Genomic DNA, 21301 nt, shown 5'->3' on the forward strand with positions numbered 1-21301 from the left:
TCAATGCCTGTCTATTTTTGTCGCCTTGAGCTCATGGTTATAAATTTCTTGATTACGGAATTTCTATTGAAAATGAGAGCTAAGAAGTTTTCATTTGGTTAAGTCAGATTATCCAAGATAGCGTTAAATACGTTGGGTGTTGACGGTATCAGCTAAAAATGTGCCACTTATTGCGGATTAGCGATAACAGCACTGCGGGTATGAATAATGAACCTATCAGAATATAAATCGAAGTAATTACTGACTGCAGTAGTAGGGCTGTTATCAGTACGTTTATAACAACAATAATAACATAAGAAAATACAGCGATTTTTTTCTTAAGCCAAATAAATAAGATGGTTACAGACTTTAATAAACATATTAATGCGTATGTGTAGCCGAATAAACGCCTTTCGTCAGAGGTCAAATGTCCTGCTGTAACTAATGTTGCTAATTCCGGGAGCAAAGCATATATAATTGAAAATAGTAGATTACTTATAAGCATATAAATGATAAGAGAGGCTAAGGGAATGCCTCTAGTATTATCAATTAATTGTTTGCCTGATAGCTCAATCTCAACATGAGTGGTAGTGGTGTCAGTTAACTCACTATTCGTTTGGGATATGTTAACTTTTTTGGTTTTAGAAGAGTACTGGTTGGTGTTATGCCAAATGCCGAACCTAGCTATATAAATATAGATTGCGCCCGGGACCCCAAATACTAATGGAATAGCGACTATTGTCATTAGGTCATCGCTTACAGCGACAGCATAAAATGATAATGATATGAAAAATAAAGAGATTAAACTGCCGATCAACTTTCTTAGTTTACCATGAGAAAAGCCGAAGGCTGCGAGCGTCAGCATGAAAGCTGACAGAGAATATAAAAAAACTCTATCTTCTCCGGAAGAAATTAAAAAAATCAACCCGCCCAAAAGGGTCGCAACTCCACCTAAAACGTTACTCAACCCTCGGCTCATTTCTCCTTGTCCAGAAAAGATAGAACTCATGTCTTTTACAACTCCATTTGAATATATTTGGCAATTTTAGAGCTAGTTGTATTTGTTTTTTAGGGATGCTTTATTGCTATAAATATAGGGTTTAGTTACCGCTGACAGTAATCTCGGATACTGGCTTCAATACCTGCAGCATCTAAGCCTAAATCAGCAAGGATCTCTTCTTGGCCACCATGCCTTATAATTTCGTCCGGCAGGCCGAGGTTTAGCACGGGCTTGCACTGCTTAGTCGCCATCAGGTATTCATTGACTGCAGAGCCTGCACCGCCCATCACCACATTGTCTTCAATGGTTACCAGCGTTGTATGATCCACGCATACCTGATCGATCACCGCGGTATCCAGTGGCTTCACGAAGCGCATATCAACTAGCGTGGCATCCAGCGCGTCAGCTACTGCTTTACAACGTTCAAGTAAGGTACCAAAACTAAGAATAGCGACTTTGTTTTCTGTAGCCTGGCTCGTTCTTATGGTGCGGGACTGGCCTACAGGTAGGGCCACCATATCCTCTTCCAGCGCAACTCCTGGTCCTTGACCCCGTGGGTAGCGCACTGCAGCAGGTTGTTGCAACTGATGGCCGGTATAGAGCATCTGGCGGCACTCATTTTCATCGGCTGGTACCATGATCACCATGTTGGGGATGCAGCGCATAAAGCTAATGTCATAAGCGCCTTGGTGCGTTGGGCCATCGGAGCCAACAACACCGGCACGATCGATGGCAAACAGTACTGGCAAGTCCTGGATCGCCACATCGTGGATCAGTTGGTCGTAACCCCGTTGCAGAAACGTAGAATAGATAGCGACCACAGGCTTATATTCTTCGCAGGCGAAACCTGCGGCGAGTGTGACAGCATGTTGCTCGGCGATAGCGACATCAAAATACTTATCGGGGTGTTCCTGACTGAAACGCACCATACCTGAACCTTCGCGCATGGCAGGAGTGATAGCCAGGAGTTTGTCATCCTGTTTTGCCATATCACACAGCCAATCACCGAAAACTTTTGAATAGGTAGGGTGACTTGGTGTTGATTTGGGCAGCTGCGCCTCATCTGGATTAAATTTCGGCACCGCGTGATAACCTATAGGATCATTTTCAGCTGGAGCGTACCCTTTACCCTTCTTGGTCATTACGTGCAGTAACTGCGGACCATTTAGCTGACGCATGTTATGCAGGGTTTCTACCAAAGCATCGACATCGTGGCCATCAATGGGGCCAATATAGTTAAAACCGAGCTCTTCAAAAAATGTGCCGGGTACGACCATACCTTTGAGGTGCTCTTCAGTGCGACGCGCTAACTCTTTAATGGGGGGAAGGCCGGACAGGACTTTCTTACCGCCTTCGCGAATACTGGTATAAAGACTACCTGACAGTACGCGGGCTAAATGGTTGTTTAGTGCGCCAACGTTTTCTGAAATCGACATCTCGTTGTCATTCAGAATAACCAACATGTTGGGATCAATATCGCCTGCATGGTTCATCGCTTCGAACGCCATGCCTGCGGTTACCGCGCCATCCCCGATCACCGCGACAACTTTACGTCCTTGTTGCTCTCGTTCAGCCGCTACCGCCATTGCCAGCGCGGCACTGATTGAAGTGGATGAATGACCGACACCCAAAGTGTCGTACTCGCTTTCCTCACGCCAAGGGAAGGGGTGCAATCCGTCCTTCTTCTTGATGGTTTCCATCTGATCGCGACGACCAGTGAGAATTTTGTGAGGATAGGCCTGATGACCCACATCCCAAAGGAGACGGTCAAAGGGAGTGTTATAGACATAATGCAGGGCGACGGTGAGTTCCACCGTCCCCAACCCAGAAGCCAGGTGTCCAGCACTTTGACTAACAGAAGCAAGTAAAAAACGACGCAGTTCGTCGCAAAGCTGCGGCAACTGATCTTGGGGAAGTTCTCTTAGGTTAGGCGGTAGTGGCGCCTTGGCCAGCAACGGATAGTCGTTTATATCCACACTCATCTTATTGTTCTTATTCGTTCTATTAGCGAGACCGTTGCACAACGAAGCGTGCAAACTCGGCCAGATTGTCTGAATTGTACGGTAATCCCTGCAAAGCGTGTAGTGCTTCGTCGAGTAAGCTTGAAGCATGCTGCTGTGCCCCTTCAAGCCCTAACAGTACAGGATAGGTACTTTTGTTTAATTCGCTATCGGAGCCCTGAGGTTTACCTAGGGTTTTGGTGTCACTAGTGACATCAAGGATATCGTCCTGAACCTGAAAAGCGAGACCAATGGCCTTGGCATAGTTGTCTAACTTGCCTGTTACTTCAGCTGATGCGTTGCCAATAATTGCCCCCATACGAACAGCTGCTCTGATCAAGGCGCCAGTTTTGGCACTATGGATCGCTTTCAGTTGCGGTAAGCTTATCTGCTGGTCGGTGGCGGCAATGTCCATCGCCTGTCCCCCACACATGCCCAGATAACCACTGGCTCGCGATAACTGCTGGATTAAGGCGATTCGGCATTCAGCGCTTAGCTGGTCAGCCTGGCTGAGTACTTCAAAAGCTAAGGTCTGCAGCGCATCACCAGCTAGGATAGCGGTTGCCTCATCAAAGGCGACGTGACAGGTGGGCTGGCCACGGCGCAATGCATCGTTGTCCATCGCTGGCAGATCATCGTGGGTTAGTGAGTATGCGTGGACATACTCAATCGCTGCTGCCGCTGGTGCTAATTGTTGATCTGTCGCACCCAGCATACGGCCTGTTTCATACACCAAAAACGGCCTTATACGCTTGCCGCCAAGCAGTGCTGCATGGTGCATCGCATCCCTTAATCGGGGCGCATCTTGGGGTAATGCCGCCAGCTGTTGCTGGATCACTTGGTCAACAGTTGCTTGCCGACTTATCAATTGTTGTTTGATAGTCACGACCGCTGTTCATCCTGAGACATATCGATCAGCTGTTCTTCACCTTGCTCTTGCAACAACACTTTTACTTGTTGCTCAGCTTGCTGCAATTTTTGTTGCCCTGCCCGAGACAGGCCAACACCGCGTTCAAACTGGCGTAGCGCGTCTTCCAGAGGAAGATCGCCCTGCTCTAAGGTTGTCACGATACTCTCGAGTTCGTCGAGGGTCGCTTCAAAGGTCATATTTTCCGGTTTTTTTGCTGCCATACCGGCTCCTGTCAAAGTGTCGCGGCAAAGGTACCCCAGTGCTGGAAAAGGGTCAATTTGTTAACAAACATTCAAGTGACGTTAATCATTATAGAGTTGCTATGATTTGAGTATCGCAGTAATCGAGTGATCTGACGCAGGCATTTCGAATAAAACAGCTAACGCTTACAGATTATCCGACGATAATGAAAATGTGGGTCAAAACAGATGCTTGCTGGAGCTCATTTTTGTCGAGTTGCGCTTTGCGATGGCGCAACGGCAAAGCTATGATAGCGAGCAATATGCGTAATACCAAATCGTTGATGACTTTGGTGCTGTATACGCAACTTAGAACAAACAGGAGTATTGAGTGGATCTGGCAACGCTAATAGGCCTGGTTGGCGCATTCGGTTTCGTCGTCATGGCAATGATACTGGGTGGCGACCTCACTATGTTTTTCGATGTGCCATCGGTGCTGATCGTACTGATTGGTTCAATGTTTGTGGTGATGATGCAGTTTTCTATTGGCCAGTTTTTCGCTGCGCTAAAGATCACGGCAAAAGCTTTTATGTTCAAACTTGAGCGCCCAGAAGACTTGATTGAGAAAGCGGTCGAGATGGCTGACGCTGCGCGTAAGGGCGGCTTCCTAGCATTGGAGGAGGCTGAGATTGGTAACTCCTTTATGCAGAAAGGCGTGGACATGCTGGTCGACGGCCATGATGCCGAAGTGGTTCGCGACACCTTGCAAAAAGATATTCAGATGACGGCAAGTCGTCACGAGTTTGGTGCCAGCTTCTTTAAAGCGCTAGGGGATGTGGCTCCTGCCATGGGGATGATTGGTACCCTGATCGGCTTGGTGGCTATGTTGTCGAACATGGATGATCCCAAATCGATTGGCCCGGCGATGGCGGTAGCGTTGCTGACAACATTGTATGGTGCCATTCTGGCAAACATGGTGGCGATCCCTATTACGGCTAAATTGAACCTGCGCGCAGAAGAGGAGAAGCTTAATCGCAAGTTAATTCTGGATTCTATTCTGGGTATTCAGGATGGTCAGAACCCTCGGGTGATCGAAGCATTGCTGAAAAATTATCTGGCCGAAAGTAAGCGCCAGGTTGATACCACCGGCGAATAGGCGAGTTGAACCATGGCTGAAGTCGATGAAGACCACAAATGTCCCCCCCCTGGGCTACCTGCCTACATGGGGACTTTTGCGGACTTGATGTCATTGCTGATGTGCTTTTTCGTGCTGTTGCTGGCATTTTCAGAAATGGATGTGATGAAGTTTAAGCAGATCGCTGGTTCTATGAAGTATGCCTTCGGTGTACAGAATCAGATTGAAGTGAAAGATATCCCCAAAGGCACCAGTGTCATTGCTCAGGAGTTTCGTCCCGGCCGCCCTGATCCTACACCGATTGAGAATATCCAACAGCAAACTGTCGAAGTTACCCAGCAGACCCTGGAGTTTCAGGCGGGTGATGAAGACTCTGCGGGGGGGCGCTTGAAGCAACGGGGCGATGCCCGTGGTGGTGCGGCAGACTCGACCTCTACCGATGCCACTCCAGCAACGCCGTCAGAAGCTGAAGCGGCTAACCAAGAGCAGCTTGAAGAGTTAATGAAACGGTTGGCTGAGCAGCTGGAAGAGCAGATTGAAGATGGTGCGTTGGAGCTTGAAGCGTTAGGTCAACAGATCACCATCCGTGTGCGTGAAAAAGGCTCTTTCCCCTCTGGTTCGGCTTTTTTGCAGCCGCAGTTTAAGCCTATTATTCAGAATATTGCCAAGTTACTGAACCAGGTGCCAGGGGTGATCACTGTGTCAGGTCATACTGATAACCAGCGTATCAGTTCCGAGTTGTACCGTTCGAACTGGGATTTGAGTGCCCAGCGTGCGGTGGCGGTAGCTCATGAGATGGTGAAAGTTTCAGGTTTCGATGAACATCGTTTGGCGGTGGAAGGGCGAGCGGATACGCAACCTTTGGAACCCAATAAAACAGTGGATAGCCGACGTCGCAATCGCCGTGTTGAGATCTCCATCATGCAAGGTAAGAGTATGCAGTCGGATGAAATAGGCGTGGCTGAATAGCGCCTGTTTTATCGTTGAAGGCGATTATCTTCTCCATGATTGGCGAGCCCTCCGGCTCGCCAATCATATCCCCCTTGCGCTATACTCCGCGCACTTAATCGCCGTTAACACAGGCTTGTCGTATCCATGCGTTTTATCGTTAAGTTGTTCCCTGAAATCACCATCAAAAGTCGTTCTGTTCGTCTGCGTTTTTCGAAGATCTTACAGTCCAATATTCGTAACGTGTTGAAGCGTATTTACGAAGATACGCGGGTGCGAATGGAATGGGACAAGCTCGAGGTCAAATGTGATGGCGCGACGCCTGAGCAGGCCGAACAACTTATCGAAGCGCTGAAATGTACTCCCGGTATTGCGCACTTTCTTGAAGTGCAAGAATCGAAATTTACCGATATTCACAATATCTACGAGCAGGTGCAGCCGATCTGGGGACCGCAGCTTGCGGGACAGACTTTCTGTGTGCGTGTGCGCCGTATTGGTGAACATGATTTCAGCTCGTTAGATGTTGAACGCTACGTAGGCGGAGGTCTTAACCAGCACAATGAGACCGCAGGGGTGAAACTAAAAAATCCCGATGTCACAGTGCGTATGGAGCTGGATAAGGACAAGCTGTTTATCGTTAAGGCCACGCACCCTGGTATGGGGGGATACCCCATTGCCACGCAAGAAGATCTTTTGTCGCTGATCTCTGGTGGATTCGATTCGGCAGTTTCCAGCTATATGATGATTAACCGAGGTAGCCGGGTTCATTATTGTTTCTTCAATCTGGGGGGCGCAGCCCATGAGATTGGTGTGAAGCAGATGGCTTATTACTTGTGGGACAAGTTCGGCTCTTCCCATCGCGTGAAGTTCGTTAGTATCCCATTTGAACCAGTGGTTGGCGAACTGCTGGAGCGGGTGGCTGATGGCATGATGGGCGTTATTTTAAAGCGCTTAATGATGCGTGCGGCCAGCCAGGTAGCGGGAAAAATGCGGATCCAGGCGTTGGTCACAGGTGAAGCGTTGGGACAAGTATCCAGCCAGACATTGACCAACCTGCGTGTCATTGATGGCTGTACCGATCACCTCATTGTTCGGCCTCTGACTGCTTTTGACAAGCAAACCATTATTGATATTGCGCGTAAAATAGGCACCGAGCAGATATCTATCACCATGCCGGAATACTGCGGCGTGATATCTAAAAGCCCGACAGTGAAAGCTGTACTGAGTAAGGTGGAAGCTGAAGAAGCTAAGTTGTCTCCGGATCTGATCGAACAGGTGCTGGCGGCCGCTAAAGTTGAAGATATTCGCGATATAGGTCGTGCTGCTTCTGAAGAGGTTGCCGAGGTTGAGCTTGCCGGTGAGTTAGATAGTCATGCTGTGATACTAGATATTCGCGCACCGGATGAAGAGGAAGAAGCACCATTAGAAGTCAAAGGTGTGGAAGTGAGCGTGATGCCTTTTTATAAATTGGCTACAAAGTTTGGTGATCTTGACCAATCAAAAACCTATCATCTGTATTGTGCCAAGGGCGTGATGAGCAAACTGCAGGCGCTCTATCTGCATGAGCAAGGTTTTGTTAATGTGAAAGTTTATCATCCGTAACAGCTCATTTAGGGCGTCGTGCACGCTCTCATCGTCGATATGGGTGTTTAAGCTTGGGGAATATGGTCTATGACCGAAGTCGATAGCTTTATTCTGGGATAACAGTCTGCCGATGTATGTTGAGAATCGTCAATTTCAATCGTTACCACAGCTGCTGGATAGCCTACCCGACTGGCATCCAGCAGGGGGCGATGAGCAGATCGGCTGTTTTCTTATCCAAGTTTTTGCTGCGCTAACGTTAGAGGAAGCGAAGGAGTTAGCGAAGCAGTTAAAGCTGCGTTTTCCTAATAGTGCTGTTATTGGCATGAGCCTCAATAATGGATTGATTGGCGGCCGTCATGTTGAAACGCCCATCATTGTTTCTTTGGCCCATCTGCAACAGAGTCATATAGAAACAAGCTGGCATACAGTAACCCCTGAAACCTGTGAACAGGATGGTCGCGCACTTTTCTCGCAGTTGGATGCCGCTGACAACCGAGCGTTTATCTGTTTTGCCGACGGCATTGACGCGTCCTGTCAGCAACTATTTGGTCAGGTTGGAAAGCTTAATAACGATGTGCCCATCGTGGGCGGGATCGTTGATCACTCCGCTGAGGCCAAAGGCCCATGGGTAATGGTTGATGAGCATTGTGCTCCCGGGATCATTGGCGCTGTTGCGTTACGTTCCCATCGCTTGAAAGTATGGCAATCAGCTTTCCTGGAATGGATGCCGGTAGGGCGACGAATGGTGGTGACTCGAGCAGAGGGACATCGTCTGTATGAAGTGGATGGTGAGACGATCGCTGACGCTTACGCTCGCTATTTTAGTATCAATGGCCAGTGTCAGTTCGAGGTGTGTCAGGATTTTCCGTTACTGTTTCGCCAAGGAAACCAAGAGTTCTACACTGCTGCTATTAAGGCTTTCGATGATGGCAGCATGGAGATGACAGAAGCAATACCTGAGGGCGTTCAGGTTCAGTTTAGTTATTTTCATCCTAAGCTTTCGCAAAGCCGTATTCGGCAAAAACTGCATGAGATCCAGACGGAAGCACCAGAGGCGGTATTTCTCTATAACTGCGCTTCGCGAATATTCAATGATGATGGTTGTATTGAGGAGGAGCTGGCAGTTTTTGAGGAGCTTGCTCCCAGCGTTGGAGGCTACTGTTTCGGTGAGTTTGCCGCTGTGCCTAGCCAGCGTATTGCGCATCATAGCGTGACCTATCTTTCCCTTTCTGAAAAGGGGGATGTCGTGGCACCGTCTCCAGACACCTTTGTAAAAAATGAGCGCGTCGATCGTACGCTTAGCCCAGTCTTTACTCTAATTAATCAAGCGTTTACCGATTTAGAGCAACTAAACGAATCTTTAGAAGATGAGGTTGCTCAGAAAACCAGTGCCTTACTGGCTTCAGCTCAACAACACCCGCTGACCAAACTACCGAACCGCGGTCAATTGGTAACCCGTTTACAGCAATATCAACGGCTATCAGGCATGGCAGTGATTAAGCTGTGTAACTTGGGTTGGATCAACCATGGGGTTGGTGATAAGCAAGGTGACCAAGCTGTCATTTGGCTGGCGGCGCAGTTGGCATCACATACAGAGCAAGTGTGGCCGTCTGCTGCCGAGCTTTTTCAGCTCAGTGGTAGTGAGTGGTTGTTAGCTGTATGCACCGATGTCAGCGAAGTAAACCTGTTAAGGCAATTGGAGAAGATGCTTCGGGATATCGACGTGATTGAGTATCCGGTTTCTTCATTGCAATTAGATACACCACTTAACTTTGTGTTGAAAGCGGGTGTCGTGGCGCAGCCTGGTGGCAAGATGCCGGTATCAGATATCAAGCTTAATCGTATGGTGCATAGGGCGAAACAGGCTCGGCGAGAAGCGCTAGCGAATAATAAGTTGGTTTCGCTTTTTCAGCCCCATGAGCACTCGACGATTGATCCTGTCGATGCTATCGCGGCTATGGCCACGGTTAAATCTGCTTTGTCAGAGAATAGAGTGGTTGTTTTTGGCCATCCTATTTTGGCTTCAGGAGAGCGTCGACTGGCTTCAATCGAATGCCTGGTGCGCCTTCGTCTTGGTAATGAATACATTTCACCGGCGCAGTTTTTACCTGCGGTCAGTCACAGTGAACTCTACAGCCAGCTGAGTCGAGAAGTGATCCGCCAAAGCATAGAAATGCTGGATGGCCAGGCTGTGCGTTATAGTATCAATCTTGCTCCACAGGACTTTTTTAATCACACCACCTATGAGTGTTTGCTGCAGCATATTCGAGCGGCGCAGACACCGCAGCATATAGGCTTAGAGATCCTGGAAACGGAGCAGATAGTTGACTATGCAGCCTTTGCAGAGCGCTTGCAGCCATTGCGCGAAGCTGGGGCTAGGTTAATTATTGACGACTTTGGTTCCGGCTATTCCAATATGAATGAGATCCTTAAGCTCAGTCCAGAAGTGGTTAAGTTCGATGGCTCATTGGTTAGCGACATGGATACCAATCCACAACAGCGGTTGATGGTGGAGCATCTCAACAATTTGTGTCAGTCATTAGGTATTCAAACGACGGCGGAATTTGTTCGCAACCAGGCGATTTGTGAATTGGTTGAATCGATCGGTGTTGATTATCTGCAGGGGTTTTATCTTGCCCAGCCGCAACCACTGGACCTGTTGTTATCTGAGTATCTTTCTAGACATTAACTGTTAGGAGGGGAGCTCAATTTTGAAGTTGTATTGACGAGCGTTACCTTGTATTTGAGTTTGGGTATATTGTCTGCGGGATATCGGTCTTATCCTCAGAGCAATTGTACTGCAGGGGCATGCCTATGCCCATGGAATTTTCCGGCAACGACGATGTTACTGAATGGGCTGAACTTGAGCGGGTGAATGATTGTCACTAGCCAGATATCCATCACTTGTTTTATTCGAAAAAAGCTATGACTCAATAAGTAATTTGAAATATATGCTTTGGTTTCGTTAGTATAACGGTATGAGTTAACCTCTGGTTAACATGAGGAGCCGATTACACGGAAGTGTTGTATGAAATTCAGTTGTAGTTATTTGTTAAAAACCCTACTTTTTTCTTTTGTTATATCCACTCCAACACTAGCCTCAGCGACAGTTTATCAATGCTCTATTGATGGCAAAACTATCTTTCAGTCAACGCCTTGCGTTAAAGGAGAACAAAAGACACTGATGCAGGAAAAGCCAGTACATGGCATGCATGGGTCTTGGTTTACGCGCCCCAAATTTTCCTTGGAGTTAAGGTGTAACGAGAAAGGTTGCAGCTGCGATAAAGAGCGTCATCGTTACCCTGTTGGAAGTTATTCAAAAATAAATAGGCTCAACCAAGCGATGGACATACTGCAAAGCGCTTGGGCTGAAGATGATTACTTATTGAGTCAATACACTGGCGAGATGAAGGCTCGAGGCAAGGCACCAGAAGAATTAACACGAGAGCTGAAGCTCAATGGCTGCGAAATTAAGTATGCTCAACACACTTTAAAGACCTACTTTGGCGAAGTGAGCACTAAGATCTATAACGAGCGCGAGAACATACAGGCTCGGATCAATAAGGGGGATAAAGAGTGTGTCGAGCCAGCCCCAATCGACTGGGAAAATGCCCCTAACGAAGGGATATTTGAACAACATCGTTATGAAAACGAATCGCGTAGTTATCAGATGTGCATGATGGAAAATGAGGTCGCACGTCGTGATAACGAGTTCCAAAAAGAGCTCAACGAAGAACACTATCGTGAGTTAAAGCGAAATCTGGCGACGTTGGAACGGCCTAGAATTAAGCAACGATAGTTAAGGCTTACTTAAAAGTAGAATCAAACAGATTAGTGATGGATAAACGGATGAATAGAGCTGTCGTAACTTGTCTAGCAGTGCTTATGGCCTTGACTGGGGGAGTGTCTTTACCTGTAAGTGCTGAGATATTTAAATGTGATATCGATGGCAAAATGGTGTTTCAACAAATGCCTTGTAAACAGGGGATTCAGGAGGTTCTAGATAAAACGGAAGGTGTTGATGGGCTGCATGGTAGCTGGTTTAAACGACCAGAAATGTTACGTTCGTCGGTCCGCTGTAACGATGTAGCCTGCACGTGCGGCGATAAGAACGTTGAGTACAATGAAGATGAGGCTATTAATTTACTGAATGCAATGAGTGGTCTTATTTCTGGTTGGAAGTCTCATCGTTACGCCATGTCTAATTACCGAAAGCACTCAAGTAAGGGCAAACGCTACAGTGGTACCGTTGATAGCGTAAAGGGAGCAGCTTGCAGAATTGCTATATATCAAAAAATCGTTAAGGAAGATTATGCTTTAGTCAGTGAGACAATTATTGCTGCCCACGAACTCAACTCTTCAGGACTAAAGGCGATAAAGGAGACGTGTAAGAAACCTGATGAGATGGGTTGGACAAACAGTCAGGAAGCGAAGGACTATGTCCTATGCAAAGATAAAAATCGCAAAGCGAATAACTTAGCAGTGAAGATGAATCGTAAAACCCGTGGACTCTACAATATGTTAATGCAAGATACCGCAAAACTTCGCGCTCCGCGCAAAGCCTACTAGCTGACTTCATGTCAAAGTAGAGCTCTGTGCGAGGCGTTCTACTTTGTTGATATCACTTCGCTTGTTGGTCAGCCATCTTGGATATTGGTATTAGACAGATGGTGGCTCGCAATATTTAGGCCTTCTCGGTGATAAAAACGGTGGGCGTCAAAGCGCTGCACCCCTGAGTCTAAATGAAGCTGGTCGCAGCCCTGTTGTTTCGCGTATTTTTTTAACCAATCCAGCAAAACCTTTCCAGCGCCTTTGGAGCGTTCTTCAGGTAGTGCAATGACATCATCGACGTAGATGAACTTCCCCCAAGCCAATTTTAAACCGATGACAAAGCCGCCGACAGCAACGATCTTATCACCGTCATAGACACAGGCCAGTTGGTAACCTTCCTTCACCTGTTTTTTGACCTGCCGGAGCAGTGATGCAAAGGTAAATTGGGTGCGCAGGTGGCAAAGTACCACAGCCGCTTCTTCCAGTGCTTCACCATCTGTGACTATGCGAACATCCATGCTGTCTTCACTCTTGTAATGGGGAATATCTTTTTGGCGTGCAAGTTAAGTTGCTAACGCCGACCAGTGCCTCATACTCTTGACGTTTTCACCGCTATTTTCAAGTATTGAGTGACGATAAGCTGGATGAAATCGTGACTTAAGCCGTTCTAGCGTCTTAAATTCAAAGCAGATGATATTTTTGCATACATATTAGAAGCTGCTACGTACGTTGAAAGTTTTCTCCGTTGCGCAGGTTCTTATTAGTTAACTGTCGTTATTTGTAAGGGGAACGGGTGAAATCGATATTATTGATATTGTCGCATTGCACACTGCTTGTTTGCGGTGTGGTTCTAGGTATCTACTTACTACCGGTGTTAACAGCAAAGCCAGGGCCGTCGGAGAGCTTATTACAACAGCATGCACTTGATGCTGACTATCAGGCTGAGTTCGATCGAGAGAGATTAGACAGTGATTTTTTGCACTGGGGCGAGGGCAAAGTGCATATCAGTGGTGACTATGTAAGCCTAGATGGCGAGCTTGCTCCCGGGCCTGATTATCAGCTCTATTTGGTTTCCGAGTTTGTTGAAACTGAAGCTGATTTCTTAGCGCTAAAGCCGATGGCAAAGCATCTCGGGGATGTTGAAAGCTTTAACGATTTCATGCTGCCGGTGCCGGCAGATGTGGATGTTCATAGATACAATACGGTGGTGGTTTGGTGTGAAACTTTTGAGCAGTTTATTACGTCGGCGCAGTATCGCTTTTAGTTGAGCCTGTGCCTACTTCAGTGTGACCAGTTCCACGTTGGATAGCTGACCGTTAGTTAATACGCAGGTAGCCACTTTCTTAACACCGCGCTCTGTGCGGGTGTTGAACTCCAATTGATAAGTTACCTGCCAAAGTCTATCACTGGGCTGTGAGGTCTGCGCGTCGATATAGGTTATTTCGCCGGGCTCTGCATGGCCTTCAACGTCTGCTTTACACAACAGCATAGCGCGATCCCTTTCGCTGTTGTGAGCTGTTGCTGTATAGCCTTTAGTATAAACACCGCCAACCAGCAGGGTAGCAATGGTAGCAACAGAAGCTGCGATCATGGGAATATTTCGACCACGACGTTTAGTGGCTAACTCATAACGCACAAACCAGGTTCCATTTTCACAGTAGCCTTGTCGGGCACCTGACTGGATCTCAACAATAAGTCTCTTAGGATCTAACGCTCTTTCTGTAGCATAGAGCTCTGCTTGTTGGGTATACCAAACATACTCGATACCTTTGTGCGTTAACCATTTAGCATCGGCCTTGGGGGTCTTCTCTAATGGCGCGTCGCAACTAGGACACGTCATTGCGCGTTCAGCAAGTTTGCTGGTGCAGAAGGGGCAGGTGCTTGTTAGAGGTGCATCGTTCATTACTGGTTTACTTCTTACCTGTTATGTTCAGCACGTCCTTGTCGATAAAAAATGTTGGCGAAATATACAGCAATTCATGCGCGAGTTCACGTTTTTAAGGTGATTAGGCGATGACTTTTCAGAATAACCCTAATTGGTTATCTATTAATCGATCAAAATCAAGTTTTATGAAAGGAAGAATCGCGTCCGCGACAGGTTTTAACTGGCGATCAATGTAGTGATCGTAATCGATCGGGCTGGTGAGGTGTTCAACCGGCTCAGGACCGTTTAGTGTGATTAGGTAACTGATACTGCCTTTGTGTTGATATTGCTGTGGCTTGCCCTCTGCAAGATTTCTTTCATCTGCAATTCTTGCTGCGCGAACGTGGGGCGGCACATTCTTAACATAATGGCTTAGCTTACGGCGTAAGCGCTTTTTGTAAACCAACAGTGCATCGCGTTGACCGGCTAAGGTTTCATTGACTGTTTGCTGGATAAAATCGCTGGGGTCCTGATCGTGAAACACCATCTGATATAACTGGGTTTGAAACTGTTTAGCTAGCTCTGTCCAATCGGTACGAACGGTTTCGAGCCCTTTAAATATCAGCTTTTCGGATGCGCCTTCACCAATTAAACCGGCATAACGTTTTTTGCTACCCGCCTCGGAACCGCGAATTGTGGGCATCAGGAAGCGTCGATAGTGGGTTTCGTATTCGATCTCTAGGTGGCAGTCGAGTTGTAATTCTTGCTGCAGCTTTTGTCGCCAGCGAAGATTAATATCTTCAGCCAGCTGTTGGCCGATGCTATCGGCTTGGTTACTGTTGAAATCACCGTTTAGCCAAACGAACGTCGAGTCAGTGTCACCATAAATCACTTCATAGCCATGTTCGGCTATCCAACGGGCTGTTTGCTGCATGATCTCGTGGCCACGCAGGGTGATAGAGCTGGCCAACCTCGGATCATAGAAGCGGCAGCCACCTGAGCCGAGTACGCCATAGAAACTGTTCATCAGGATCTTAATTGCTTGCGAGCGCGGCGCATCTTTGACTTTTTTGGCTTCGTCCCGCTGCAACCAAAGCTCATTAATGATGCTTGGCAGGAAGTGCTTGTCCCGAGAAAACAACGCTTCCCGAAAACCTGGGATCGCGCTTTGCGGGGTCTTTAGCCCTTCGATTAGTCCCATAGGATCAATTTTGAAGGTGCGGATAATCGATGGGTATAGGCTCTTAAAATCCAGCACCAACACATGCTTGTATAGGCCCGGACGTGAGTCCATGACATAGCCGCCGGGGCTGGCTAGGCCGCCATCAGCGGGAAGATTAGGTGCAACATATCCGGCGCGGTGTAACTTGGGCAGGTACACATTAGTGAATGCGGCCACAGAGCCACCAATACGGTCGAGCTCTAAGCCGGTTAGTTGGCTGCGGAGACGCAAGAAATCTAACAGCTGAGTATGCTCAAAAATTTCGCTGACTAAGCGGCAATCTTCCAAGTTATAGGCGGCCAGTGCGGGTTTATCGTGATGGAAGTTATGGTCGATCTCTGCCATTCGGTCAGCGACATTGTCAGCCAATTTGCCCTTGCCAAGTAGTGTTTGAGCCACAGCTTCCAAGCTAAAGCTGTCGAAGCTATAAGTTGCGGTCTTTAGGCCATCAATCCCATCAATAACGACTCGGCCGGGTAAGGTGATGAAGCCCTGATTGTTTTCCGTTCGCGAGTCACGCCAGCTAGCGTAGCTGTTACCGCGCCCCAGACGCAGTTTTAACTGATGTTTCTCGGCACGCTTTAGTAATAGGCGAAAATCAAAATTGACCACGTTCCAACCGATTACGATATCGGGGTCGAGTTGCTGCATCGCCTGCTCGAGTGCTTGTAGCAACTCTCGCTCACCGTCGACCCAAGTGATAGCGGTTGAGGCTGGCTGCGGCTTTCCGCGCATAATGACAGTGGCGATCTCTGCTTGTTGCTCCGAGGCGGGTATATGCATACCAATAGAGTAAAGTTCACCTTGTAGAGAGCACTCGATGTCTAGTGATAGAACCTTAAACTCTGGTAGATACTCAGCGGGTTTAATTTTCGCCTGTTGATACTCTATATAACCTTGTCGTTGACTAGGCTGGCCAATGAACTGGAGCCCTCCTTTGGCAAAGCGTTCCATCAGATAGCGGTCATGCAGTCGAAAATCAGCTTCGAACAGCTCAATCTGCTGCTCTCTTAGTAGGTCTTGGGCACGAAAATGGCTATTGATGGCAGTGAAATAGAATACCGAGACAGGGCTATGATCAAACAGCGAGAGGGGCAGGTCTTTACACTGGTATGTGAGTTTGGCTCTGGACAAGCTCGCTTCGGCCATCGCTCGGTATTGTGTGGCGATAAAAAACAGCGGCTGTTGGTTTTCGATGACTAGCTTTACTGGGCCCTGTTCGCTGGTTAGCCACAAGACTATTTGCGTACCCGATGCTGTGTCGCGGCTATGCCGGCTCAATAAGAAGCCAGTGTGGACAGTACTAGAATGAGTTAAAAGCAAAAGAAGAGGTCCAGACAGAAGGAACTACGGATACAGTCTACTATGTGACGATGTTGAAGTAGAATCCTACGTGTCTTTGTTGACTACTCGCTTTGCCAACTAATGATTAACAGCTGTGATTATTTGTTTTCGTTTAGTTTTAATTAGAGCTGCATTTTGATTTTATGGAAGTGTTTATGTACCGATTTATTGTACCTTTCATTTTTTTAGGTTGGGCCTTACTAATGGCGCCTTGTGCTCGTTCTACGACCGCTACAGATGATGCTACCCACCAATTAGGTTATGGTCATGTCACGGCTGTCGAGATCACGACTGCACAATCGGCTTTTGCACGAAATGCAGTGATGGGTGGCTTAGCGGGGGCGGTGATCGGCGGTAAGTGGCATGTCGCGAGCGGGGCTTTGAGCGGTGTAAGCGCGGTGCTTATTGTTACCTCTATTGCTGAAGGTGATAGCCGAGTGTTTTTATATACAGTTAGTCAAATTGATGGCAGTCAAACCCAGATAGCCTTGGAACATGGAGGCATTGGCATTGGTCAATGTGTGGGTGTAGAGCAACAAGACAAATACGCAAACTTGCGTCTGGTTTCCCCGGTTTATTGTGAAAATCCAGATGACCAAGAGCTGTACACGCATATGCTGGATATTCGTCAACAATTGGCTGAGCGGTGCAAGCAAGCAAAGCAAGTGGTATTAACCAGTAAGGATAAGCAAGCGATAGATGATGCGCTGAAGCAGATGAGGGCCAGTTGTGAACATTAATGACTATATAGTTCTTGTACTTAGCTCATAACTTGGGAGGTCTTCAATGCGCCAGATTTTGATTTGTATACTCGTTGTCTGTATGACTGCATGTTCAGGAACCATTAGCACCATCAGTGGTGAAGATGGCGCACCAGCGAAAGCCTATATCTTATCAAATGAAGCCGCCGATCGACTGATACACAGTGCGATGACTTCTGAATTTGCCGACAAAGATATCAAGCCGGTGTCAGATCCTTATCCGGGTTATGCTGCTGAAGTGGCGTGGGGCGTATTGGACTCTGATACGGTGACCGCATATTACCGAAAAGTTAAAGCAGTGGACAGTGAAGGTAAATCCGTAACTGCGGTGGTTTTTCTAGTTAAGCATTACGGTACCGCACCAGCGAGTGGTATACCTACTTCTGAACGCTTGTTAAAACGGATCGTTTCTGATGCAGAATTCTTAGTCGAAGGTGTTGATTTTTCTCATTTTGTAGATTGAACCCCACCGAAGTCAGTGAGCTCTGGAATAGGTTACAACCGCTTACCTTTGCCTTTAAACGCCATTTTAGCTCGTTTTTTGAGGGGGGCTGCTGGCTTCGCGTTGTGATCGGCTTGCTGTTTGCTACGGGTTATCGTGGCATTGTTTTGTGCTGGCGTCGCGTCAGCTGTCTTTTTTGAGTGGGCTACTGCACTGTTTATCTCAGCCATCTCTTTGCTGGTCAGTTCTCGCCACTGGCCAACTTTTAATGTGCCTAGCTCGACGTTCATGATCCGTGTTCGTTTTAGCTTGGTCACCTTGTAGCCTAGATACTCGCACATGCGCCGGATCTGTCGGTTTAACCCTTGCGTCAGAATAATCTTGAACACGAACTTGCTTTCAATACTGACTTTGCACGGTTTGGTGACGGTGTCGAGTATCGGGATACCGTTGGCCATACGTTGTACAAAGTGCGGGTTCACCGGTTTATCTACCGTGACGATATACTCTTTGTCATGTTCATTTCCCGCCCGCAGGATCTTATTGACGATATCGCCATCACTGGTGAGAAAAATCAGCCCTTCTGATGGCTTATCCAAGCGTCCGATAGGGAAAATACGCTGCTTGTGGCCGATAGCATCAATGATATTGCCGTGGACGTTGCGTTCTGTGGTGCAGGTGATGCCAACGGGTTTGTTATAAGCAATATAGACTCGGTCTGATTTGTTTTCTGGTACGGCACAGATAGGCTTGCCATCTACCTGTACTGTATCGTCAGCCTGCACTTTCGTCCCTAACTCTGGCAGTTGGCCATTGATCGTAACGCGGCGGTCTTCAATCAAGCGATCGGCCTCTCTTCTTGAACAAAAGCCTGAGTCACTGATGAATTTGTTAAGGCGCATGCCGACGCTTTTACTCACTAGGGCGATCCTGTGCTGAAGGTTTAAGATTTGAATCGTATTAATTTGAGACAGGCAGGCGTTTGTCAGGTAATGTCTGACGCGGGCTGGCGCATCCACCTGACCGTTGTTGGGTAAATCATACCATGTAGAACGAACCTGGCTAGTTTGGGCTCTTCTGTTCTAAAAGTGTCTTGCATAAACCAATTTAAAATCATGTGGTTAGCATGATTCGTGCGCCATGCTATATCGCTATGTTTACAGGCAGTGGAAAAAGCATCATTTTTCATTGGTTATTTATTAATAAAAAAATTGAAAATCCTGTATACTGACGCGCAATTTTGACCCATGAACGATTGAGTAACGCAATGTCAGACTTATCGCACTATAGAAACATTGGTATTTTCGCGCACGTTGACGCGGGTAAAACCACCACTACAGAACGTATTTTGAAACTTACCGGTAAGATCCATAAAACTGGTGAGGTACATGACGGTGCAGCAACGACTGACTTCATGGAACAGGAAGCTGAGCGTGGTATTACCATTCAGTCAGCGGCGACTACCTGTTTCTGGAAAGATCACCGCATGAACATCATCGATACTCCAGGACACGTTGACTTCACCGTTGAAGTTTACCGTTCACTGAAAGTTCTCGATGGCGGTGTTGGTGTCTTCTGTGGTTCAGGTGGTGTAGAGCCTCAGTCAGAAACTAACTGGCGCTATGCAAACGAATCTGAAGTAGCACGTATCATTTTCGTCAACAAACTTGACCGTATCGGTGCCGACTTCCTGCGTGTTGTTGGTCAGGTAGAGAAAGTACTTGCTGCTAACCCACTGGTTATGACGCTGCCTATCGGCCGTGAAGATGACTTTAAAGGTGTTGTCGACATCTTAACTAAAACAGCTTACGTATGGGACGACTCTGGCCTGCCAGAGAACTTCGAAATCGTAGATATCCCTGCTGATATGGTTGACCAGGTTGACGAATATCACGAGAAGCTGATCGAAACTGCGGTTGAGCAGGACGACGAATTGATGATGGCTTACATGGAAGGTGAAGAGCCTTCAATGGAAGACGTTAAGCGTTGTATCCGTGCCGGTACTCGTACTATGGCGTTCTTCCCAACTTACTGTGGCTCTGCGTTTAAGAACAAAGGTGTTCAGTTGGTTCTGGATGCAGTTGTTGATTACCTGCCTTCACCAACAGAAGTTGATCCTCAGCCACTGACTGACGAAGAAACTGGTGAGCCTACTGGTGAGCACGCTCTGGTTACCGTTGACGAACCATTCCGCGCATTGGCATTTAAGATCATGGACGACCGTTTTGGCGCCTTGACCTTTATCCGTATCTACTCAGGTAAGTTGAACAAGGGTGACACCATCCTGAACTCAGCTACTGGTAAGACTGAGCGTATCGGCCGTATGGTTGAGATGCACGCGGATGAGCGTAACGAATTAAGCTCTGCACAAGCCGGTGACATCATCGCTGTTGTTGGTATGAAGAACGTGAAGACCGGTCACACGCTGTGTGATCCTAAGCATCCATGTACTCTGGAGCCAATGATCTTCCCTGAGCCAGTGATCTCAATCGCTGTTGCGCCTAAAGATAAGGGCGGTTCTGAGAAGATGGGTATCGCTATCGGTAAGATGGTTGCTGAAGATCCTTCATTCCAGGTTGAAACTGATGATGATTCAGGTGAAACCATCCTTAAGGGTATGGGTGAACTGCACCTAGACATTAAGGTTGATATCCTGAAGCGTACATATGGTGTTGAGCTGGTTGTTGGTCAGCCTCAGGTGGCTTACCGTGAAACTATCACCACACCGATCGAAGACAGCTACACACACAAGAAGCAGTCTGGTGGTTCTGGTCAGTTTGGTAAGATCGATTACCGTATCAAGCCTGGCGAGCCAAACTCAGGTTTCACGTTCGCATCAACCGTTGTTGGTGGTAACGTACCTAAGGAATTCTTCCCTGCGATTGAAAAAGGCTTCAAGAGCATGATGGAAGAAGGCCCATTGGCTGGCTTCCCTGTGCTGGACGTAGAAGTTGAACTGTTTGATGGTGGTTTCCACGCAGTTGACTCATCAGCTATCGCGTTTGAAATTGCAGCGAAAGGTGCTTTCCGTCAATCCATGCCTAAAGCTGGTCCTCAGTTGCTTGAGCCAGTGATGAAGGTTGACGTATTTACTCCTGAAGATCACGTTGGTGATGTTATCGGTGACTTGAACCGTCGTCGTGGCATGATCAAAGATCAGGAAGCTGGCGCAACTGGCGTTCGCATTAAGGCTGATGTACCTCTGGCAGAGATGTTCGGTTACATCGGTAGCCTGCGTACTATGACTTCTGGTCGTGGTCAGTTCTCTATGGAATTCGCACACTATGCACCGTGCCCGAACTCTGTAGCTGAGACTGTTATCGCAGAAGAGAAAGCAAAGAAAGCTGCTAAGTAATTTCATATAGTTAGCACTGCTTAAAAA

Annotated in this window: 18 protein-coding genes; 10 read left to right on the top strand and 8 right to left on the bottom strand. The window is 47.5% G+C overall.

Annotated features, from left to right (window positions below):
* Positions 1-148: 148 nt before the first annotated feature.
* From EXY25_RS13835 to xseB, 4 genes are all read right to left on the bottom strand, one after another.
* Complete coding sequence (locus EXY25_RS13835) at positions 149-988, bottom strand: hypothetical protein (protein ID WP_130567216.1); 840 nt, start codon at positions 986-988, stop codon at positions 149-151.
* 95 nt (positions 989-1083) lie between these two features.
* The gene (gene dxs / locus EXY25_RS13840; protein WP_130567217.1) at positions 1084-2961 is read right to left on the bottom strand and encodes a 1-deoxy-D-xylulose-5-phosphate synthase; all 1878 of its coding nucleotides are present in this window, start codon (positions 2959-2961) and stop codon (positions 1084-1086) included.
* A 22-nt stretch (positions 2962-2983) separates the two neighbouring features.
* Positions 2984-3865, bottom strand: coding sequence for a (2E,6E)-farnesyl diphosphate synthase (ispA, locus tag EXY25_RS13845; RefSeq protein ID WP_425455779.1), 882 nt, complete (start codon positions 3863-3865; stop codon positions 2984-2986).
* A complete protein-coding gene (gene xseB, locus EXY25_RS13850; RefSeq protein ID WP_114339468.1) occupies positions 3862-4110 on the bottom strand; it encodes an exodeoxyribonuclease VII small subunit in 249 nt (82 codons plus the stop codon). The genes ispA and xseB overlap by 4 nt, the downstream gene beginning before the upstream one ends.
* A 349-nt stretch (positions 4111-4459) precedes the next feature.
* Between xseB and pomA the strand changes: the two genes are divergently transcribed.
* The 6 genes from pomA (at position 4460) to EXY25_RS13880 (ending at position 12304) form a co-directional block, all read left to right on the top strand.
* Positions 4460-5224: a flagellar motor protein PomA gene (gene pomA / locus EXY25_RS13855; protein WP_114339469.1), complete on the top strand. Its 765-nt coding sequence runs from the start codon at positions 4460-4462 to the stop codon at positions 5222-5224.
* Positions 5225-5236: 12 nt separating this feature from the next.
* Positions 5237-6172 (top strand): flagellar motor protein MotB, encoded by a 936-nt coding sequence (locus EXY25_RS13860; RefSeq protein ID WP_130567218.1) that lies wholly within the window; start codon positions 5237-5239, stop codon positions 6170-6172.
* A 126-nt stretch (positions 6173-6298) separates the two neighbouring features.
* Positions 6299-7753, top strand: a complete 1455-nt coding sequence (thiI, locus tag EXY25_RS13865; RefSeq protein ID WP_130567219.1) for a tRNA uracil 4-sulfurtransferase ThiI — start codon at positions 6299-6301, stop codon at positions 7751-7753.
* A gap of 112 nt (positions 7754-7865) precedes the next feature.
* A complete protein-coding gene (locus EXY25_RS13870; protein WP_130567220.1) occupies positions 7866-10424 on the top strand; it encodes a bifunctional diguanylate cyclase/phosphodiesterase in 2559 nt (852 codons plus the stop codon).
* 495 nt (positions 10425-10919) lie between these two features.
* Positions 10920-11534 carry a hypothetical protein gene (locus EXY25_RS13875; RefSeq protein WP_130567221.1) on the top strand — a complete coding sequence of 205 codons (615 nt, stop codon included), beginning with the start codon at positions 10920-10922 and terminating at the stop codon, positions 11532-11534.
* Between the two features lie 38 nt (positions 11535-11572).
* Positions 11573-12304 (top strand): hypothetical protein, encoded by a 732-nt coding sequence (locus EXY25_RS13880; RefSeq protein ID WP_130567222.1) that lies wholly within the window; start codon positions 11573-11575, stop codon positions 12302-12304.
* Between the two features lie 68 nt (positions 12305-12372).
* Here EXY25_RS13880 and EXY25_RS13885 read toward each other — a convergent pair whose 3' ends face one another.
* A complete protein-coding gene (locus EXY25_RS13885) occupies positions 12373-12804 on the bottom strand; it encodes a GNAT family N-acetyltransferase (protein ID WP_114339571.1) in 432 nt (143 codons plus the stop codon).
* A gap of 275 nt (positions 12805-13079) precedes the next feature.
* Between EXY25_RS13885 and EXY25_RS13890 the strand changes: the two genes are divergently transcribed.
* Positions 13080-13550, top strand: a complete 471-nt coding sequence (locus EXY25_RS13890) for a DM13 domain-containing protein (protein ID WP_130567223.1) — start codon at positions 13080-13082, stop codon at positions 13548-13550.
* A gap of 12 nt (positions 13551-13562) precedes the next feature.
* Here the strand turns inward: EXY25_RS13890 and EXY25_RS13895 are convergent, their stop codons facing one another.
* Positions 13563-14189 carry a hypothetical protein gene (locus EXY25_RS13895; RefSeq protein ID WP_130567224.1) on the bottom strand — a complete coding sequence of 209 codons (627 nt, stop codon included), beginning with the start codon at positions 14187-14189 and terminating at the stop codon, positions 13563-13565.
* Positions 14190-14307: 118 nt separating this feature from the next.
* On the bottom strand, positions 14308-16695 hold the full coding sequence (locus EXY25_RS13900; RefSeq protein ID WP_130567225.1) for a DNA polymerase II: 2388 nt from the start codon (positions 16693-16695) through the stop codon (positions 14308-14310).
* A gap of 176 nt (positions 16696-16871) precedes the next feature.
* Between EXY25_RS13900 and EXY25_RS13905 the strand changes: the two genes are divergently transcribed.
* Both EXY25_RS13905 and EXY25_RS13910 read left to right on the top strand, forming a co-directional pair.
* Positions 16872-17456, top strand: coding sequence for a hypothetical protein (locus tag EXY25_RS13905; protein WP_130567226.1), 585 nt, complete (start codon positions 16872-16874; stop codon positions 17454-17456).
* Positions 17457-17502: 46 nt separating this feature from the next.
* Entirely contained in the window at positions 17503-17940 is a 438-nt protein-coding gene (locus tag EXY25_RS13910) for a hypothetical protein (protein WP_130567227.1), read from the top strand.
* Positions 17941-17972: 32 nt separating this feature from the next.
* On the opposite strand, the gene rluF is transcribed toward EXY25_RS13910, so the two are convergent.
* Positions 17973-18884, bottom strand: a complete 912-nt coding sequence (gene rluF, locus EXY25_RS13915) for a 23S rRNA pseudouridine(2604) synthase RluF (RefSeq protein WP_420810811.1) — start codon at positions 18882-18884, stop codon at positions 17973-17975.
* Between the two features lie 302 nt (positions 18885-19186).
* On the opposite strand from rluF, the gene fusA reads away from it, so the two are divergent.
* Entirely contained in the window at positions 19187-21274 is a 2088-nt protein-coding gene (gene fusA, locus EXY25_RS13920) for an elongation factor G (protein ID WP_130567229.1), read from the top strand.
* The last annotated feature ends 27 nt before the right edge of the window (positions 21275-21301 follow it).

The sequence above is a fragment of the Corallincola spongiicola genome (assembly GCF_004284785.1).
GTDB lineage: Bacteria > Pseudomonadota > Gammaproteobacteria > Enterobacterales > Neiellaceae > Corallincola > Corallincola holothuriorum.

Bases quoted from the DNA above. Each gene is read 5' to 3' on its own strand.
- EXY25_RS13835 (WP_130567216.1), bottom strand. From the start codon at position 988: ATGAGTTCTATCTTTTCTGGACAAGGAGAAATGAGCCGAGGGTTGAGT.
- dxs (WP_130567217.1), bottom strand. From the start codon at position 2,961: ATGAGTGTGGATATAAACGACTATCCGTTGCTGGCCAAGGCGCCACTA.
- xseB (WP_114339468.1), bottom strand. From the start codon at position 4,110: ATGGCAGCAAAAAAACCGGAAAATATGACCTTTGAAGCGACCCTCGAC.
- EXY25_RS13860 (WP_130567218.1), top strand. From the start codon at position 5,237: ATGGCTGAAGTCGATGAAGACCACAAATGTCCCCCCCCTGGGCTACCT.
- thiI (WP_130567219.1), top strand. From the start codon at position 6,299: ATGCGTTTTATCGTTAAGTTGTTCCCTGAAATCACCATCAAAAGTCGT.
- EXY25_RS13870 (WP_130567220.1), top strand. From the start codon at position 7,866: ATGTATGTTGAGAATCGTCAATTTCAATCGTTACCACAGCTGCTGGAT.
- EXY25_RS13875 (WP_130567221.1), top strand. From the start codon at position 10,920: ATGCAGGAAAAGCCAGTACATGGCATGCATGGGTCTTGGTTTACGCGC.
- EXY25_RS13880 (WP_130567222.1), top strand. From the start codon at position 11,573: ATGGATAAACGGATGAATAGAGCTGTCGTAACTTGTCTAGCAGTGCTT.
- EXY25_RS13885 (WP_114339571.1), bottom strand. From the start codon at position 12,804: ATGGATGTTCGCATAGTCACAGATGGTGAAGCACTGGAAGAAGCGGCT.
- EXY25_RS13895 (WP_130567224.1), bottom strand. From the start codon at position 14,189: ATGAACGATGCACCTCTAACAAGCACCTGCCCCTTCTGCACCAGCAAA.
- EXY25_RS13905 (WP_130567226.1), top strand. From the start codon at position 16,872: ATGTACCGATTTATTGTACCTTTCATTTTTTTAGGTTGGGCCTTACTA.
- EXY25_RS13910 (WP_130567227.1), top strand. From the start codon at position 17,503: ATGCGCCAGATTTTGATTTGTATACTCGTTGTCTGTATGACTGCATGT.
- fusA (WP_130567229.1), top strand. From the start codon at position 19,187: ATGTCAGACTTATCGCACTATAGAAACATTGGTATTTTCGCGCACGTT.